The sequence below is a fragment of the Vreelandella rituensis genome, from assembly GCF_003336665.1.
Lineage (GTDB): Bacteria > Pseudomonadota > Gammaproteobacteria > Pseudomonadales > Halomonadaceae > Vreelandella > Vreelandella rituensis.
Genome location: NZ_QPIJ01000013.1, coordinates 27,654 through 44,665 on the forward strand (window position 1 = coordinate 27,654; position 17,012 = coordinate 44,665).

Here is a 17,012-nt window from a genome sequence, read left to right on the forward strand (position 1 = left end):
TGGCCTTTGTCGTATAGGCAGCTGACATGATCACAGCGGGCCATAGCGCCCTGAGTTGGCAGCAAGGAATACGAGGAAATTCAACATGATGAATGTATACCGCAGCGCCCTGCTGGTTATCGGCTTGGGTAGCGGACTATTATCCATGAGTGCCCATGCAGAACAGAAGGAGAACCCCGTGAGTGACGCAAATCGAATCCACATCAGTATCACCGGCTCGCCTGAAACGCGCTATTCGGCGCGTTGGCGGGTGACCCAGAACGGTGAGATTCAAGAATACCAGGAAGACAATGGCACGGTGCCCGCCGATTACACCTATGAAGGTGAAGCCCTAGAAGGTACGGTCTCGATGCTAAGCGAAGGACGCCTGGAAATCGACATCGCCAAAGGCGGTAACCGCTCGCGCTCGGCCACCCAAGGAAAAGGGGGAACGTTACAGATTAATGTCTCGGGTAATTGATTTTAAAACTATAAAAATTTTACAGTTATGAAAAAAACGCCCTGCTGATGACAGGGCGCTTCGGTAGTTTTATCCTACTGTTTTATATAGCTTACCTAATAATCCGCTTGGATTAATAACCTTGGCTAACTTCATTATAGTTGTTGTTTCCGTGAGTCTTGATTTGAGAGAAGTGCTGACCTGAAGTGCCGAAATCACCACTTTGGCTGACGATGTTAGAGTTGTTAGAACCGACGGTACGAATAAAGGAGTCGTGACCGTAGCCGCTTTGGTTAACACTGTAATAGTTATGATCGCCGTAAGTGATAATATCGCTATCCAATTCGTCGCCGACTTGATTTACGCTCGCATCATTGGAATTACCCTTGAATTTGATATAGCTATCATTCAGGTCACCGTATTGATTTACATCGGCCCAGTTGTTATTGCCCTGCTGTTCGACCCAGGAATCATTTCTGTAGCCATCCTGGTCTACAGAAGCGTAATTTTTATTGCCATCTTGCGCAATGACAGAATCATTTTCCACGCCTAATTGATTGACGGTCGCAGTATTGTTGTTATGTTTCTGATCGATCTTTGAGTAGTTATTACCCGCTGCTGCGCTACCCACGACATCGTCCTGAGTCACATTGGTGCTATTGTTGTTACCGTCTTGCTTGATGCGGGAAACCTGCGTTCCCCACTGAGTGACAACATTGACGTTGTTATTCCCATCTTGGTCGATGAAAGAATCACTACCCACGGCACTGCCGTCATAACTTGAACCGGCCATGCCATCAATAGTTGCCCTGGAACCGTTGAAGACAGAGTCAGGTGCGGTTTGCGCCATTGCTGCTGAAGCGGATACGGCGAAAGCGACGGCGGCTGCGATGCTAGTCAATTGAATTTTCATGGTTATTCCCCTTGTTTATTGAGGTCTTGCTAAAATTTTGATTTCTGACAGAGGTCTTTTTACGGCGAAAAGGACGTATCAGTTGGTTACGATTGTGGCTGTTGTACCCGCACCGGAAGAACTGAGTTGCTCCACGGTAAGGGTTCGGTAGCCACTACCCGATTGTGAAACGTTTACTTTCCCTTCAAGTCCGTACTGATTGACTTGAGATTCGAATTGGTTGCCATTCTGGGTAATATTGGCCTCCAGGCGGTTACCTTGCTGGTTAACCAGGCCAATATTGTTGGAGCCTTCTTGAGTGATCGTGGCTTCATTGAAGTTACCATTCTGGTAAATGGAAGCCATGTTCGCTCGACCCACTGTATTTCGGTTCTGAGTGATCACGTTGGTATTGCCGTCACCTATCTGCTTGATTAGCGCAACATTGGCACGGCGATCGGAAAACCGGATTTCATTGGGCAGCGTTACTTCAGTTTCAGTGATGAACGTCTGGGCTGTCTTATCGTCGACCCCGGGATAAATAAGCGACTGTTCCTCCGCCGAAACAGAAAGAGAAAAAGCCATGGCCACCCATCCCAGGGTACAAAGTGAAATGGCTTGGGTAACCTTGGAAGCGTTGGCGCGCTTTGAAGCGCCTGGGCAATGCTGTCTGGTATGCATGGTTACTCTCTCGTTCATTTTGTAAATTTCGTGTAACTTTTTGTTGGGTTCAGTATGGATCGGATCGATAGCGTTTCCATGAGCATTTGAACTGAAATGTAAGTTTAAAAAGATCATGGTTTTAAAAATTGGAATAATGTTATTTTTAATACGCAGCACATAGGTTATTAGTCATATCGGAGAAAATAATTTAAATAGCAGTACAGCAACGTTTTTCTATTTCAACGGTTTTATGTTCTAGTTAGGGCAACTTATTTAGCTATAAGATTAAATAAAAAAGGCCATGCATAAGCATGGCCCTGGAGTTTGAGACCGCCTTCGCCGGGGCGGTTTTGCCTGGTTTACAGCTGCGGAATGGGCGCGTTCAGGTAGTCGGCCAAGATGGTCTGATTGAAATCGGTATCGTTGGGCAGGTTCCACAAACGGTTTTCCACCCCCTGGGCGATCAAATGGATCACCGACGATTCGATAGCGGCCATTACCGCCATTTGTACCGGCTCGTTGGTGGTAAGGCCGGCTTCCGCTTCGAGCAGCCGGCTGAAATCGATGAAGCGGTAGACACCGGCCCGTAACTCCTTGGAATAGATGGTCTTGGTGGTGGTCACGTTGGCCAGCACTTCACCGGTGGAAATCTCCACTGCCCTGAGATTGACGGTGACCTGATCCACCTGGTATTCCCCGGAAGCACCGATACCGAAATACTCAACGCCGGCACCGCCGGTACGCACATTGGATTCATAGGCGATAATGCCGCCTTCCAGCATCACTGATGCCGCCCTTAGGGAGGGTAAGGTATCGGGTTGGCCGAAGCGCTCGAATTCCGCCCGGATAATACGCCGTTCGGTAAGCAAGTTCTGTAACCCTACCCGTTCGAGGGGAATGAACCACCCCGAGTCAGCAAGGGCGCCGGTCAGCATGGCGGACGCGCCTTGGGTCACTGCGGTGGAAAAGGTACTGGCCGGCGCCGGGCGGTATTGGCCTGTCTGGTCGCGGAAATCATACACCGAGACAAAGATGCGCCCGGCAGGCGGTGGCAGCGAGATCAGGTCTTGATAGGCCGCGCCTCTGGGCGTGAGTGTCGCGGGTGCCCCTTCCAGGTCTTCCGAGGTGGCGACGACGCCGGCACAGCCACTCAGCCAGAGTGCCAGCATCCCAACAATGATGATTCTCATAAATGTCCCCTTGTCTTGTTGCGTCTGAATTTTTTTTGGCGTGAGCGGATCGATACACGTCAAGGATTGAAGTCCAAACCGCCGACACTGATGGTGGTAAAGTCGCCAGTGAGCTTGTCCAACACCTGAACAGAAAGCTGGCCACCGTCGTCACTGACCACGACACTGAAATCGCCACTATCGAAACTGCCTTCATCGATACCGTTGTCCTTGTTTCCTACATCGTTGATGAGTTCGGAAATCAGCCGGCTTTCCAGGCTTTGGATCAAACGTGCGGTGGGTGACAGTGGTTCGGAGCGTCGAGCATCAGGATCGGTGTTGGTATCCTGGGACTGTGCCTTGCCCAGCAAATAACTGCCCACGAAAGGATCCCCGCCGAAGGATGGGTTGATGGGCTGGTAAACCAGTTCTCCGGCAAACGCCGGAAGCGATAGTGCGCTGAACAAGGTGGCGGTGGTCAGCATCTTCATGGCATGGGGTATACGGGTGGTTTTCATCAGTTCAACTCCTCACTTCCTAGGTCTGGATTAGATGACATGGCCGAAGCGAGCTGGCGTTGCAGTAAGGCTTCCTCGACCGTCTGCACTGCTTCCCCCGCCATCCGGTCGGCTTCGTTGATTCGGGGAGAAAGTTGCGTGCGAAAATACATGCGGGGACCTTCCATCACCCATACCTGGCTTCCCCAGCGTGCATCCGGACGCTCTTCAATGGTGAGCGTGGCCTGGCTGATAAACAGGCTGTCCATGGCTCTTTGACTGAAAGCCCGGTAAAAGGTCTTGCCGGCCATGGTGATGGTGCGGTCCACCAGCACCCCGGTTAACTCACTGCTGCGGTTGGGTTGGCGCTGTAACGCGGGGCCGTCGAGGCTTTCAATCTGGTTGATGGCTTCTTGTTGTTGCGCTTCGGTTGACGCCTCGCTGGGCACTTCGGGTGCTTCAGGGGAAGCGGCCCACAGAGAAGCGCTGCATATAATTGTGAACAGAAGAGCGTTACCGGCTACTCGGCACTGGTGGCACAATTGTTTTGTGAATTTCATCGGAAAATCCTCACGCCTTGGCGTTAACGATGACTTTGACTTTTTCCGTTTCGGCCATTGTCGATATTGGGCAGAATCGGCCCGATATTCTGATGAATCCAATTCAAGGCCTGGATACGGTTGTGGACATTGATCTTGCGGAAAATGTTGTAAAGGTGAGATTTGACGGTGTGTTCACTGACAAACAGCTTGTCGGCGATCTGTTGGTTGGAAGCGCCGGAACTGAGTAAGGAAATGATTTCCATCTCGCGGTTGGTCAGGCCGCATGCCGGGCGAAACACATTGCTCTGATACTTGCGATAAAACAGAATCAGCTGCGCCATTAGATCGCGTGACATCCAAAGCTCACCTTCCATCAAGCTTTTGATGCCTTTACAGATCACATCGAGGCTTTCGTTACGGTAAAAAACCCCTTTGAGTTGGGCGCAAGCCAAAGCCTCCAGAGCGTGATCCATGTTCCTGATATTGAAGGCGGCGATGGGTACCTTTTTCAGTGCTTCCGGAAGTTTTGCCTGCCATTCCGGCAAGGTTTCCAGGCTGATGTGATCCATATCAATCAGTAACAATGCCTTTTCGGGTGGTTTGACCGAAAGCACGGAAGAGGGTGCATATACCGTTGCGTTACAACCAGTGTGCTGAATCAAGTAGTCAACAAATAATTGAGTTTGCGGACTTTTTTCGGTTATTACATAAACCTGATCGGATGATGTCGCCAAAGCCATTGGGTGACCCTCATGGATAAAAATCATTAGGAAGCAGCTCATGAAGTGTTGTCCAAAGAGTTCGTTTCGTAAAGTTTTGTTATTAATATAATTTATTCTATTTTTATATATTTATATACTAAAAAAGAATATAAATTCTAAGTTATTGTATTTATTTAATTTTTTGGATATTAAGTTTTTTATATGGTGAACTGACAAGCCAATGAGTTTGATGTAATCACTCTGAAATGTAACCTAATGAAAGCCCTGAAGGAGAACGTTGCTATGCAGACTGTGGCCACCCTGGTGCTAGCCAGCGGAAACGCTGGTAAATTGAAAGAATTCAATGCGTTGCTTTCCCCGCTGGGGTTTGATGTTCGCCCTCAGTCAGACTTTAGTGTTAGTGAAGTGGAAGAAACTGGATTGACGTTTGTAGAAAATGCGCTTCTCAAGGCACGCGAGGCTAGCCGAATAAGTGGACTGCCTGCTTTAGCGGATGATTCCGGCCTTGAAGTGGATGCGCTGAAGGGCGCCCCGGGAATCTATTCCGCCCGTTTTGCCGGTGAACCTAAAAGCGACGCGCGTAACAATCAGAAATTGTTACAGGCATTGAGTGAGTGCCCGGAAGGACAACGCAGCGGCCGATACTGGTGTGTGCTGGTGTATCTACGCCATGCCGAAGACCCGGTGCCGGTCATAGTGCAACGTAGCTGGGAGGGAGAAATTCTGGCGCATCCACGCGGCGAAGGCGGTTTTGGTTATGACGCCTTGTTCTGGGTGCCGGAGCAGGCAATGAGTGCCGCCGAGCTACCCGCGGAAGAAAAGAATCGCTTGAGCCACCGTGGCCGGGCATTGCAGGGATTGGTTGATATGTTGCAGGTGGTGCATGGTTGATTGCCTACCTCCCTTGTCGTTGTATATTCATACCCCGTGGTGCGTGCGCAAATGCCCTTATTGCGACTTCAATTCCCATGAATCGGGGCGTGAAGCATTGCCGGAACAAGCTTATTTAGCAGCACTGTTGGCTGATCTCGATCATGACCTGGCGTCGTTACCGCCACGTAAGCTGCAGAGTATCTTTATCGGTGGGGGCACACCGAGTCTGCTGTCCGCTGACTTCTATGCCAAGCTTTTCGAGGCCATTCGCGAGCGGCTCCTATTTGCTGATGACATCGAAATCACCTTGGAAGCCAATCCCGGCACCTTGGAGCAAGGGCGCTTTGCGGGTTATCGCGCGGCTGGCATCAATCGGCTCTCCTTGGGCGTGCAAAGCTTTCATGATGCGCAGTTGACGGCATTGGGTAGAATTCACACCGGCCAGGATGCCTTGATGGCGGTGGCTCAGGCGCGTGAAGCCGGGTTCGATAACTTCAACCTGGACTTGATGCACGGCCTGCCTGGGCAAACTCAGGAGTTAGCGCTCGCTGACCTGGAACAGGCATTGGCACTTGAGCCTGAACATATCTCCTGGTACCAGTTGACGCTTGAACCCAATACCGCTTTTCATTCCCACCCTCCGGTATTACCCGAAGAGGAAACCCTCTGGGATATTCAGGATGCGGGACACGAACTGCTTGAACGCGCCGGGTTGCAGCGCTATGAGATTTCCGCCTATGCCAGGCCGGGCCGTGAAAGCCGCCACAATCTCAATTATTGGCAGTTCGGCGATTATTTGGGTATAGGGGCGGGCGCCCATGGAAAACTCAGCTATATCGATAAACATGGCCAATGGCGTATCGAGCGTCGCTGGAAGACTCGCCAGCCCGAGGCCTACTTGCGCCGTGTGAACGATCCGCGTGGCTTTATCGCCGGCAAGCAGGAGATACCTGAAAATGCATTGGTGCTTGAGTTTGCCATGAATGCGCTACGCCTGACCGAAGGTGTGGCTGTAGAGACTTGGACGGCGCACACGGGACAACCGCTCGACACCTTGCTTGGACGTTTATCGGACGCGGAAGAAAAAGGACTTTTGAAGGAAATCCCTTTTCGATTACAAACGTCGCCCCAAGGTCTACTATTCTTGAATGAGTTACTGGCCCTGATCAGTGACGAATAATGAACCACCTCTGAACGTAAGGAACTTTATATGCGCACTTTTTATAAACTGTTGACGCCTCTGGCCGCCGTGATTCTAGTGGCAGGCTGTGCCACGGATCCCTATAGCGGTCAGACCCAGCGTTCCACCACCGGCACGAGCGCCGGTATCGGTGCCGCAATAGGGGCGGCAGCGGGTGCGCTTTCCGGTGATGGCAGTACCAGTCGTCGTGATCGCGCCTTGATCGGCGCCGCCGTAGGTGCCGCTGCCGGTGCGGGTGTCGGCGTGTATATGGACCGCCAGGAAGAGCAGCTGCGTGAGAACCTGCAAGGCTCACGTATCGAAATCGATCGCCGCGGTGATGATATCGTACTCAACATGCCCAGCAGCGTGACCTTTGGTTTCGACTCCGCACAACTGACGCCACAGGCGAGAGATGCACTCAGTGAAGTCTCTCAGGTAGTACGTGAATACGGCGATACTCGAGTAAATATTGCCGGGCATACCGACAGTACCGGCGATGCCGCCTACAACCAGCGCCTTTCCGAGCAACGCGCTCAGGCAGTGGGCAGTTACCTGAACCAGACTGGGGTTCCCTCAACCCGTATCAACACGCGTGGCTATGGAGAAGCTCAGCCAGTGGCAAGCAACGAGACCGAACAAGGTCGCACCCAGAATCGTCGCGTGGAAATTACCCTGACACCGACGGGCGAAGGTCAGCAATAACGGGTAGGGATAGCCGATCTCCAGCGGGTACTGACTTTCGTCAGTGTTAGCTGAAAAACAAAAGGCCCGCTGACAAAAGCGGGCCTTTTTCATACAAACGTTATTTTGTCATCATGCGATTGATATCGCTTGGCTAACTCAAAGGGCCACCATGCTCTCCTATCAACATGCCTATCATGCCGGGAATTTTGCCGATGTTCACAAGCATTTGACGGTTTTTGCCGTCATCGAACATCTATTACGTAAAAAATCAGCCATTACATATATAGATACTCATGCTGGACGAGGTCTTTATCAATTAGCTGCAAAAGAAAGCACTCGGCTACAGGAGCACCTGGGTGGCATTGAGCCGTTGTGGCAAGCGCGCAAGCAGTTTTGCGACCCTTTGTTGACGTCGTGGCTGTCGGCTCTGGAGGGGCTTCAAGCATCCAATGCCAAGGCAGCCTTGAGCCTGTATCCCGGTTCGCCCTGGTGGTTGGGGCAACGCTTGCGTGAGCAGGATCAACTGCATCTATTCGAGCTGCATCCAGGTGAACATGAGCATCTGTCAGCGCAGCCCCTTCCCGCCAATACACGGCGTCATTACGCGGATGGTCTGGCTGGGCTGGCCCGCCTACTCCCGGTGGTGACACCACGGTTATGCGTGCTGCTCGACCCCAGCTACGAGCGCAAGTCGGAATATCAGGAGGTAGCTCAGGCGGTCACGCAACTCATGCACAAAGCACGCCATGCCGTCGTGCTGGTATGGTATCCATTGCTGCCTGCAGGGCATTTTCAGGGGTTGTTGGAGGCTCTGCGCGCCAGCCAGGTACGCAAGATATGGCGCAGCGAACTACGTCTGCGTGACCCTTCACAGGAAACCCACGGCATGTACGGCAGTGGCATGCTGGTCATCAACCCGCCCTGGGGGATGCAAGAGCGCCTTGAAGGCGCCATGGCGGAACTGGCGCCGTTGCTGGGCGAACAATGTCGCCATGCCGCAGACTGGTGGGTGGAAGAGTAGCTCTAGATTTCCCTGTTTATTTCCCGATGCAGAAACTACCAAAAATCTCACCCAAGAGATCGTCGGCACTGAATTCGCCGGTGATTTCTCCCAGTGCCTGTTGAGCATCACGCAAGTCTTCCGCCAGCAGTTCACCGGCACCAAAGCCTTCAAGCTGGCCAGCACCATTTTCCAGGGCGGTGGCGGCGCGATCCAAGGCATCCAGGTGCCTGCGTCTGGCGGAAAATCGTCCTTCGGTAGTCGCCGAGAAACCCATGACGTCCTTGAGGTGGGTTTTCAAGTTATCCACACCCGCTCCTGTTTTAGCGGAAAGACGCACAATGGGGTGGCCTGTGGATAAATCCATTCCGGGCGTTTCTTCGCTGGTATCGATCTTGTTGCGCACCAGCGTCAGGCGGGTTTTATCGGGAAGTTTCTCGATGAATTCAGGCCAGATGGCTAGAGGGTCGGTGGAGGTGGTAGTACCGGCATCCACCAGTAACAGTACCCGATCGGCTCGCTCGATTTCCGCCCAGGCGCGGGCTACCCCGATCTTTTCCACCGCATCAGGCGTATCACGCAAGCCGGCGGTGTCAATGATGTGCAGCGGCATGCCATCCAGGTGGATATGTTCGCGCAGCACGTCTCGTGTGGTGCCGGCAATGGCGGTAACGATAGCCGTGTCCTGTTGGGTCAGGGCATTGAGTAGGCTGGATTTTCCCGCGTTGGGGCGCCCGGCGATCACAACACTCATGCCTTCACGCATCAAGGCGCCTTGCCCGGCGGTGGCACGAATGGTGGCCAGTTCCTGTTGGATCTGGCCAAGCATCGCCGATACTTTACCGTCGGCGAGGAAATCGATTTCCTCTTCAGGAAAATCGATAGCCGCCTCGACGTAGATACGCAATTCGACAAGGCGTTGCACCAATGCTTCGATACGTCGGGAGAACTCGCCTTGCAGCGAGCGCAGGGCGTTTTCCGCAGCTGATTTCGAGCTGGCATCGATCAGGTCGGCAATGGCTTCGGCTTGCGCAAGGTCCAGCTTGTCATTGAGAAAGGCACGTTCGGAAAATTCGCCGGGCCTCGCAAGGCGCGCCCCCAGCTCGACACAGCGCTCCAGCAGAAGGTCCATGATCACCGGCCCACCGTGGCCCTGGAGCTCAAGCACATCTTCGCCGGTGAAGGAGTGAGGCCCTTCGAAGAACAGCGCAATGCCTTCATCGATCAGCCCGGCATGGCCCCGAAACCGGCCGTAATGGGCGCGACGCGGGGCGGGGCACTGTCCAAGCATGCTTTCAGCGATCGGCCGGCAGGCAGGCCCGGAGACGCGAATGATGCCCACACCACCGCGCCCTGGAGGAGTCGCCAAGGCGGTAATGCTATCTTCGATATAAAGGCGGTCAGCCATGTGCTATATCCTCCTGAGAAGAGGCGGTATTGTCGGGTTGTATGGCGTAAAACGCCAGACCCCCGCAACTGAAGACAGCGGCGGGGGTCTGGTGAGGGTCAGGCTCGGAAAGAACTTACTTGGTTCTCATGCCCTTGCCGATACTCGGATCGTTTTCGATCTTGCGTGTAATGAGATACTGCTGAGCTACCGAGATGATGTTGTTGACCACCCAGTAGATGACCAGCCCGGCCGGGAACCACAGGAAGAAGAACGTGAAGATGATAGGCAGCATCTTCATGATCTTGGCCTGCATCGGATCGGGAGGCGTCGGGTTGAGCATTTGTTGCACGAACATCGAGGCGCCCATCAGGATCGGCAGAACGAAGTAAGGATCCTTCACCGACAGATCCTGAATCCAGAACATGAACGGTGCATGACGCAATTCAACCGATTCCAGCAGCATCCAGTAAAGCGCGATGAATACCGGCATCTGTATCAGAATGGGCAGACAACCCCCTAACGGATTGATCTTTTCCTTCTTATAGAACTTCATCATCTCTTGAGACATCTTCTGGCGGTCATCGCCATAGAGCTCCTTGAGACGCGTCATTTCCGGGCCAAGCTTGCGCATCCGTGCCATGGACTTGTAGGCCTTGGCGGACAGGGGGAACAGCACCACCTTGACCAGGACGGTCAACAGAACAATCGACCACCCCCAATTGCCTACCACGTCATGGATATGATCAAGCAGCCAGAACAACGGGTTGGCGATGAACCATAGCCAGCCGAAGTCGACGGTCAGGCGTAGGTTAGGGGCCACTTGCTCCAGGTGATCCTGAACCTTGGGACCCATGTAAAGCGTTGCGCCTAGCGTGGCTTCTTCGTTAGCGGCGATGGTATTGGTCGGGCCGGCGACGGCGGCGACATTGCGCCCCCGGGAATCAGTGGTGGTGTAATACAGGTTCTGCTGATCCTGAGGAGGCGCCCAGGCAGACACGAAGTAATGCTGAATTATCGCTACCCAGCCGCCCTGAGCATCACGGTTTTCAAACGCACCCTTCTGGATATCCTCGAAATCAATTTTCAGATAACGATCTTCCGGTGTCGAGAAGGCGGCCCCCAGGTACGAGCTCATTCCCATCGAAACACCGCTTGAGGGGTCCGGCGAGTTATCCCGCGCCAGTTGCCCGATAAAGCGTGCGCTGACCGGCGACTCGGTATTGTTTTGTACGTAATAGCTGACATCCACGGCATAGCTGCCGCGCGTGAATGTGAGGCGCTTGAGTACATCGACCCCATTGATTTCAGCGTTCAGGTCAACCACGACATTATCTTCGTTCGCGGTCAGCCGGTACTCGGTACCTTCCGGTGTGAAGGCGATGCGACTCGCTTCCCCTTCCAACTGAAGACCGGAACGTGCCACATAGCTGCGGTTTTGACTATCAGACAGCAGTATGTAGTTTCTTTCCGAGGCCAGCGTCTGTTTATGCTGTGGCAAGGCGGCATAGACGATATCACCCCCGTGCGGATCGATGCGTACATCCAGCACATCGGTGGTGACGGCGATGAAGTCACGGCTGCTGGTCGAGGTGTCTTCCTCCACCGCTGGCATGCCCTCCTCCCCAGCTTGACGCTCGGGTGCGGTGGGAACGGCAAGCCCGTTACCGTCAGGGGATTCTTCACTAACGCCATTGGCGGGCTGAGAAATCCCCGGTGCCTGGGCAACAGGTTCAGTAACTGGCTGCCCGTAATCCTGATTCCACTGGATTACCAGAAGGTAAGCCAGAATAGCTAAAGGAATCAGCAGAATAAGTCGTTTTACGTCCATAAGGGTTCTGCCCGATGGGTGGTGAACATGCTAATGGCGCAATGTCATTTGCTCGACCCTTGACACACGAAAGCCTGCCATGTGGCAGGCCGAGGTCGAGCGGCGAAAGGTATGCCGGTCAAGAACCACTGGTCTGACGGGACGAAACCGTATGCTTGTCAGCTTGTGCTTCACGTAAGAGCCGTTTCCACATCCCGTGAAGCTGGCGATGCAGAGTGTCGTTGTCCAGCTCATGAACGCCGCGTCTGGCGAGTACCACGATATCCACAGCGGGAAGGTGGTGTTGCCTGAGACGAAAGGAATCACGAGCAAGCCGCTTGAAGCGATTACGGGCAACGGCGTGCCTCACATTTTTCTTGCTGACTATCAAGCCAAGGCGGGGATATCCCAGGGCATTGAAACGCACAAGCGCCATCATGCCTTTGCCATGAACCTTGATATCTGCATGCTCGAAAACGTGACTGTAATCCCCGGCGTTAAGCAAGCGTAAGCGTCGGGGAAAGTCTTGAGCGGATGCACGCAATCTGAGATCAGGCGCTCAGACGCTTACGGCCCTTGGCACGACGACGCGCCAGAATGGCACGGCCGTTTTTGGTAGCCATGCGAGCACGGAATCCATGCGCGCGCTTGCGCTTGAGAACGCTGGGTTGAAAAGTGCGTTTCATAACTCGTTATTCCCACGTGGTTTAGAACGGAAGATGAATTCCAGGGAGCCCCGGATAGAGAGGCTCTGACCGGGGGAGATTCAATTCAAGACCGGAAATTGTAGAGGCTTCGTGAGCCCGGTGCAATTCTTCCGTGCACAAAAGCCTTCAGGTGACGTGCACAAACGGTCATGAATGGACTGGTGCAGGCTGAATGTAAAAAACTACCTCGCTATAATTACTAACTTAATAGAGTTTTTAATGCTGTTATTAATAGTGGGGATAGTAATTGTGGATAAGATTAAAATTTAAATGTATTTCAATGCTATATAGTTATAAAAAATCTGTGCATAAGCTTGGGTAAAAAGGTTGAGAGAGTGTTAGAAAGCTGTGAATGAAACTGGGTGTTGATACTGGCTGACAAGCTATCCCCCGATTATTGGGTATTTTTCCAAAGCCCTCCTTTTAAGTTATCCACAGTCGAAAAGACAGCCAAAGGACGTGTGGATAACCTGAGCTTGGGGCGCTACAATGTGCGGCCGTTTCCAACCGATGGTGAGATGTGTGTCGCTCGCGCTCTGGCAGCAGTGTCTGGATTACCTGCAGGACGAACTGAATTCCCAGCAGTTCAATACCTGGATTCGCCCATTGCAGGCGGAGGAAGGGGAGTCCAATGAACTGTGTTTGCTGGCACCCAATCGCTTTGTGCGCGATTGGGTGAGTGACAAGTACGCCAAGCGTATCAGTGAGCTGATGCGCGAACTGGCCCCGGCTAAACCTCCTAAGGTGAGCCTGACGGTAGGCAGTCGTCGTCCCGCTACGCCGGCTCCGCAACCACGAGAGCTCGGCCATCCTGTCTCTGCCGCCCCCCACAGATCAGTGGCACCCACGCCGCATACGCAGCGTCGAGGTGATATTGGCGATGAGCGTGAAATCGATCAATTGCGTGAGGAAAATGCCGCTCATCGTCGGCGAGGTAACGCCCGCCAGGTTCAGGTGGAAGGTAGTCTCAAGCATGGTAGTGGACTGAATCCGAATTTTACCTTTGATACCTTTGTGGAAGGTAAGTCCAACCAGTTGGCGCGTGCGGCATCACGTCAGGTATCGGAAAACCCCGGTGGGGCTTACAACCCTTTGTTTCTCTATGGTGGGGTAGGTTTGGGTAAAACCCATTTAATGCATGCCGTGGGCAATGCGTTAGCCACGCGGCGGGAAAACGCTCGTGTGGTGTATCTGCATTCCGAACGCTTTGTCGCGGATATGGTAAAAGCGCTACAGCTTAATGCGATCAACGATTTCAAGCGTTTCTATCGCAGTGTCGATGCGCTTCTAATTGATGATATTCAGTTTTTTGCCGGCAAAGAGCGCTCCCAGGAAGAATTCTTTCATACTTTCAACGCCCTCTTGGAAGGCGGTCAGCAAATGATTCTGACCTCCGACCGTTATCCCAAGGAAATCAGTGGGGTGGAGGAGCGCTTGAAGTCGCGGTTTGGCTGGGGCTTGACCGTTGCAATCGAACCGCCTGAGCTTGAAACCCGAGTGGCGATTCTGATGAAGAAGGCCGATCAGGCCAAGGTCGATTTGCCGCATGATGCCGCCTTCTTTATTGCCCAGAAAATTCGTTCCAACGTGCGAGAACTGGAAGGTGCCTTGAAGAAGGTGATCGCAGACTCCCACTTCATGGGCAAGACGATCACTCAGGATTTTATCCGCGAATCCTTGAAAGATCTGCTGGCTTTGCAGGACAAGCAGGTGGGTGTGGACAATATCCAGCGCACGGTGGCTGAATATTACAAGATCAAATTGGCGGATTTGCTTTCCAAGCGGCGTTCACGCTCGGTAGCCAGGCCTCGGCAGGTAGCCATGGCGTTGGCTAAGGAATTGACCAACCACAGCTTGCCGGAGATTGGCGATGCCTTTGGCGGGCGGGATCACACTACGGTGTTGCATGCCTGTCGCAAGGTGAAGGCGCTACAGGAAGAAAATGCGGATATCCGTGAGGATTACAAGAACCTACTGCGTCTTCTGACCAGCTGATACACTGAGTCGGCCGCAAGTTGTCTGCCAAATTGTCTGGCCAAGTTTCCAGAATAAGCCCGGAGTGTTGATGAAATTTACTATTTCCCGTGAGGCGTTGCTGCGCCCGCTGACGCTGGTGGCCGGCGTGGTGGAACGACGCCAGACGCTGCCCGTGTTATCCAACGTGCTGATACAGGTAGAAGGCGATCAGGTCGCGTTGACCGGTACCGACCTGGAAGTCGAGCTGATTGGGCGTACCGTGGCAAGCCATGTGGAAGCGACCGGCAGTGCCACGGTTCCAGCGCGTAAACTGATGGATATCTGCAAGTCATTGCCGGACCAAGCCGAGATCCAGTTGGGTCTGGAAGACGGCCGCGCCGTACTGCGCAGCGGACGCTCTCGCTTTACACTTTCCACCCTGCCTGTGGCGGAATTTCCCAATATTGAAGACACAGAGGGCAGCCAGGAACTGAGCCTGCCACGCGGCACCTTGAAGCATTTGATTGAAGCCACTTCCTTTGCCATGGCACAGCAGGATGTTCGCTACTACCTGAATGGCATGTTGCTGGAGATTAAAAGTAACCTTGTACGTACCGTGGCCACTGACGGCCATCGTCTGGCGATGTGTTCTCGTCCGATCGATGTGGCGCTTGAACAATCTTACAAGATCATCGTGCCCCGCAAGGGCATCCTGGAATTATCCCGGTTGCTGGATGACAGTGACGAGCCAGTAAGCCTGACCTTGGGCGCGGCCCATGTGCGAGCGCATACGGGTGACTTCACGTTCACCTCGAAATTGATCGACGGTAAATTTCCCGATTATGAGCGTGTTGTACCGCGAGGCGGCGACAAGGTACTGATTGCCGAGCGTGCCCAGCTGCGCCAGGTGCTCTCACGTACCGCCATTCTATCCAACGAAAAATATCGTGGCGTTCGCCTGCACCTGGAAGAAGGCAATCTCAAGGTGATGGCCAACAATCCCGAGCAGGAAGAAGCGGAAGAAAACGTCAGTGTGGAATACAGTGGTCCGGCCATGGAGATGGGCTTCAATGTCGGTTACCTGGTGGATGTACTGGCGGCAATCAATGAGGACCGTGTCCAGATGACGTTGGCAGACCCCAATAGCAGTGCCTTGCTTGAAGAGCCAGGCGGTGGTGATGCCTTGTACGTGGTGATGCCGATGCGTCTGTAAGACCGCTAGGCGGATAAATGACCGGACGGCGCGGCTGATGATTCAGTAGCGCCGTTTTGCGCTTACATACCCGTGCATTTCAGTGACTGTTCCGGCCGTTCTTATTCTGCTGTTTTGTCCCTGCCTTTCCTATCGAGAATCGTAATGAGCCTGGATCAATTGGTATTTCAAGGCCTGCGAAGCCTTCAGTCTCTGAAGATGGCCCCGTCTGAACGTATCAATGTGATCCACGGCGATAACGGCAGTGGTAAGACCAGCCTGTTGGAAGGTATTCATATCCTGGGCATGGGCCGTTCCTTTCGCACCCGTCACCTCAAGCACGTCATTGCCCATACGGCTTCTTCATTCACTCTTTATGGGAGTATGGTGGCTGACCCCCCAGTCACCCTAGGGGTACGCCGCACACGGGCATCCAGTGAGCTGGAAATGCGGCTCAAGGGGCAAAAGGTATCGCGTCTCTCTCAGTTGGTAGAGGCATTGCCTATTCAACTGATAAATCCCGATGCTTTTCGGTTATTGGAAGGTTCTCCAAGTGGGCGGCGTGAGTTTCTCGATTGGGGAGTGTTTCACGTGAAACATGAATTTTTGTCTATCTGGAAGCGAGTCAGGAGGGCGTTGAAACATCGGAATGCGTTACTCAGGCATGGTAGAATAGAGCCTGATCTGTTGTCGGCCTGGGAGCACGAATTGGCCGTTTGGGGTGACCAGATAGATAGGTTACGCCAAGCCTGGTTCCAAGAGTTTCTTCCGGTGTTCGAAGATACTCTCCAGGCATTGTTACCACTTTCTGGATTAACGTTGCGCTATTCGCGTGGCTGGGATAAATCCCGCTCCTTGGCCGACGTGTTGATTCAGGCCAGAAAAAGCGATGAACAGATGGGATTCACGCAACAGGGGCCTCAGCGTGCCGATCTCAAAATACGCCTCAACAAACAGCCCGCTGTCGAGGTGCTTTCCAGAGGCCAGCAAAAGTTGGTAGTCAGTGCACTGAAGCTAGCTCAGGGCCGGCTTCTGGAAAGCATCACAGCAAGGCATTGTGTGTACCTTATCGATGATTTGCCGGCAGAGCTTGATGTCCAGCATCGGCAACGTTTCTGTCAGCTGCTCGAGCAAATGCAGTGCCAGGCATTTATCACCAGTGTTGAACCGAGCGCCTTGAACGACGTATGGCATGCTGCCACTCCGGTACGCATGTTTCACGTGAAACATGAGAGTAACGGCGAAAGCCGGCTGCTCATGGAAGAATAGGCGATGTTGGAACGACAGACTTCACGA

General features: G+C 53.2%; 18 protein-coding genes. 8 read left to right on the plus strand and 10 right to left on the minus strand.

Annotation, left to right across the window (positions count from 1 at the left end; genetic code table 11):
- Nucleotides 1-85: 85 nt before the first annotated feature.
- On the plus strand, nucleotides 86-460 hold the full coding sequence (locus DU506_RS07700) for a hypothetical protein (RefSeq protein WP_235825478.1): 375 nt from the start codon (nucleotides 86-88) through the stop codon (nucleotides 458-460).
- Nucleotides 461-572: 112 nt separating this feature from the next.
- Here the strand turns inward: DU506_RS07700 and DU506_RS07705 are convergent, their stop codons facing one another.
- From DU506_RS07705 to DU506_RS07730, 6 genes are all read right to left on the minus strand, one after another.
- On the minus strand, nucleotides 573-1,352 hold the full coding sequence (locus tag DU506_RS07705; RefSeq protein ID WP_114486359.1) for a curlin subunit CsgB: 780 nt from the start codon (nucleotides 1,350-1,352) through the stop codon (nucleotides 573-575).
- Between the two features lie 78 nt (nucleotides 1,353-1,430).
- Nucleotides 1,431-2,171 (minus strand): hypothetical protein, encoded by a 741-nt coding sequence (locus tag DU506_RS07710; protein WP_114486360.1) that lies wholly within the window; start codon nucleotides 2,169-2,171, stop codon nucleotides 1,431-1,433.
- Between the two features lie 182 nt (nucleotides 2,172-2,353).
- Entirely contained in the window at nucleotides 2,354-3,184 is an 831-nt protein-coding gene (locus DU506_RS07715) for a CsgG/HfaB family protein (protein ID WP_114486361.1), read from the minus strand.
- A 59-nt stretch (nucleotides 3,185-3,243) separates the two neighbouring features.
- Nucleotides 3,244-3,681 (minus strand): curli assembly protein CsgF, encoded by a 438-nt coding sequence (locus tag DU506_RS07720; protein ID WP_235825479.1) that lies wholly within the window; start codon nucleotides 3,679-3,681, stop codon nucleotides 3,244-3,246.
- On the minus strand, nucleotides 3,681-4,220 hold the full coding sequence (locus DU506_RS07725; RefSeq protein ID WP_114486362.1) for a CsgE family curli-type amyloid fiber assembly protein: 540 nt from the start codon (nucleotides 4,218-4,220) through the stop codon (nucleotides 3,681-3,683). Before DU506_RS07725 ends, DU506_RS07720 begins: the two co-directional genes overlap by 1 nt.
- A 23-nt stretch (nucleotides 4,221-4,243) precedes the next feature.
- Complete coding sequence (locus tag DU506_RS07730; RefSeq protein ID WP_479715038.1) at nucleotides 4,244-4,786, minus strand: response regulator transcription factor; 543 nt, start codon at nucleotides 4,784-4,786, stop codon at nucleotides 4,244-4,246.
- Nucleotides 4,787-5,206: 420 nt separating this feature from the next.
- Here DU506_RS07730 and rdgB point away from each other — a divergent pair, with 420 nt between their 5' ends.
- The 4 genes from rdgB to DU506_RS07750 all read left to right on the plus strand — a co-directional run bounded on the left by rdgB (nucleotide 5,207) and on the right by DU506_RS07750 (nucleotide 8,685).
- The gene (gene rdgB / locus DU506_RS07735; protein WP_114486364.1) at nucleotides 5,207-5,815 is read left to right on the plus strand and encodes an RdgB/HAM1 family non-canonical purine NTP pyrophosphatase; all 609 of its coding nucleotides are present in this window, start codon (nucleotides 5,207-5,209) and stop codon (nucleotides 5,813-5,815) included.
- The gene (gene hemW, locus DU506_RS07740) at nucleotides 5,808-6,977 is read left to right on the plus strand and encodes a radical SAM family heme chaperone HemW (RefSeq protein WP_114486365.1); all 1,170 of its coding nucleotides are present in this window, start codon (nucleotides 5,808-5,810) and stop codon (nucleotides 6,975-6,977) included. Before rdgB ends, hemW begins: the two co-directional genes overlap by 8 nt.
- A 30-nt stretch (nucleotides 6,978-7,007) precedes the next feature.
- Entirely contained in the window at nucleotides 7,008-7,682 is a 675-nt protein-coding gene (locus DU506_RS07745) for a YiaD family glycine zipper/OmpA-like lipoprotein (RefSeq protein WP_114486366.1), read from the plus strand.
- A 151-nt stretch (nucleotides 7,683-7,833) separates the two neighbouring features.
- Nucleotides 7,834-8,685 (plus strand): 23S rRNA (adenine(2030)-N(6))-methyltransferase RlmJ, encoded by an 852-nt coding sequence (locus DU506_RS07750; protein ID WP_114486367.1) that lies wholly within the window; start codon nucleotides 7,834-7,836, stop codon nucleotides 8,683-8,685.
- A gap of 16 nt (nucleotides 8,686-8,701) precedes the next feature.
- On the opposite strand, the gene mnmE is transcribed toward DU506_RS07750, so the two are convergent.
- The 4 genes from mnmE to rpmH form a co-directional block, all read right to left on the minus strand.
- Nucleotides 8,702-10,072 (minus strand): tRNA uridine-5-carboxymethylaminomethyl(34) synthesis GTPase MnmE, encoded by a 1,371-nt coding sequence (gene mnmE / locus DU506_RS07755; RefSeq protein WP_114486368.1) that lies wholly within the window; start codon nucleotides 10,070-10,072, stop codon nucleotides 8,702-8,704.
- Nucleotides 10,073-10,187: 115 nt separating this feature from the next.
- Nucleotides 10,188-11,882 carry a membrane protein insertase YidC gene (gene yidC, locus DU506_RS07760; RefSeq protein WP_114486369.1) on the minus strand — a complete coding sequence of 565 codons (1,695 nt, stop codon included), beginning with the start codon at nucleotides 11,880-11,882 and terminating at the stop codon, nucleotides 10,188-10,190.
- 118 nt (nucleotides 11,883-12,000) lie between these two features.
- Nucleotides 12,001-12,405 carry a ribonuclease P protein component gene (gene rnpA, locus DU506_RS07765; RefSeq protein WP_114486370.1) on the minus strand — a complete coding sequence of 135 codons (405 nt, stop codon included), beginning with the start codon at nucleotides 12,403-12,405 and terminating at the stop codon, nucleotides 12,001-12,003.
- 7 nt (nucleotides 12,406-12,412) lie between these two features.
- A complete protein-coding gene (gene rpmH, locus DU506_RS07770; protein WP_088698236.1) occupies nucleotides 12,413-12,547 on the minus strand; it encodes a 50S ribosomal protein L34 in 135 nt (44 codons plus the stop codon).
- Between the two features lie 543 nt (nucleotides 12,548-13,090).
- Between rpmH and dnaA the strand changes: the two genes are divergently transcribed.
- The 3 genes from dnaA to recF all read left to right on the plus strand — a co-directional run bounded on the left by dnaA (nucleotide 13,091) and on the right by recF (nucleotide 16,985).
- The gene (gene dnaA / locus DU506_RS07775; protein WP_114486371.1) at nucleotides 13,091-14,563 is read left to right on the plus strand and encodes a chromosomal replication initiator protein DnaA; all 1,473 of its coding nucleotides are present in this window, start codon (nucleotides 13,091-13,093) and stop codon (nucleotides 14,561-14,563) included.
- A gap of 70 nt (nucleotides 14,564-14,633) precedes the next feature.
- A complete protein-coding gene (dnaN, locus tag DU506_RS07780; RefSeq protein ID WP_114486372.1) occupies nucleotides 14,634-15,737 on the plus strand; it encodes a DNA polymerase III subunit beta in 1,104 nt (367 codons plus the stop codon).
- A 144-nt stretch (nucleotides 15,738-15,881) separates the two neighbouring features.
- Complete coding sequence (gene recF, locus DU506_RS07785; protein ID WP_114486373.1) at nucleotides 15,882-16,985, plus strand: DNA replication/repair protein RecF; 1,104 nt, start codon at nucleotides 15,882-15,884, stop codon at nucleotides 16,983-16,985.
- Nucleotides 16,986-17,012 lie beyond the last annotated feature (27 nt).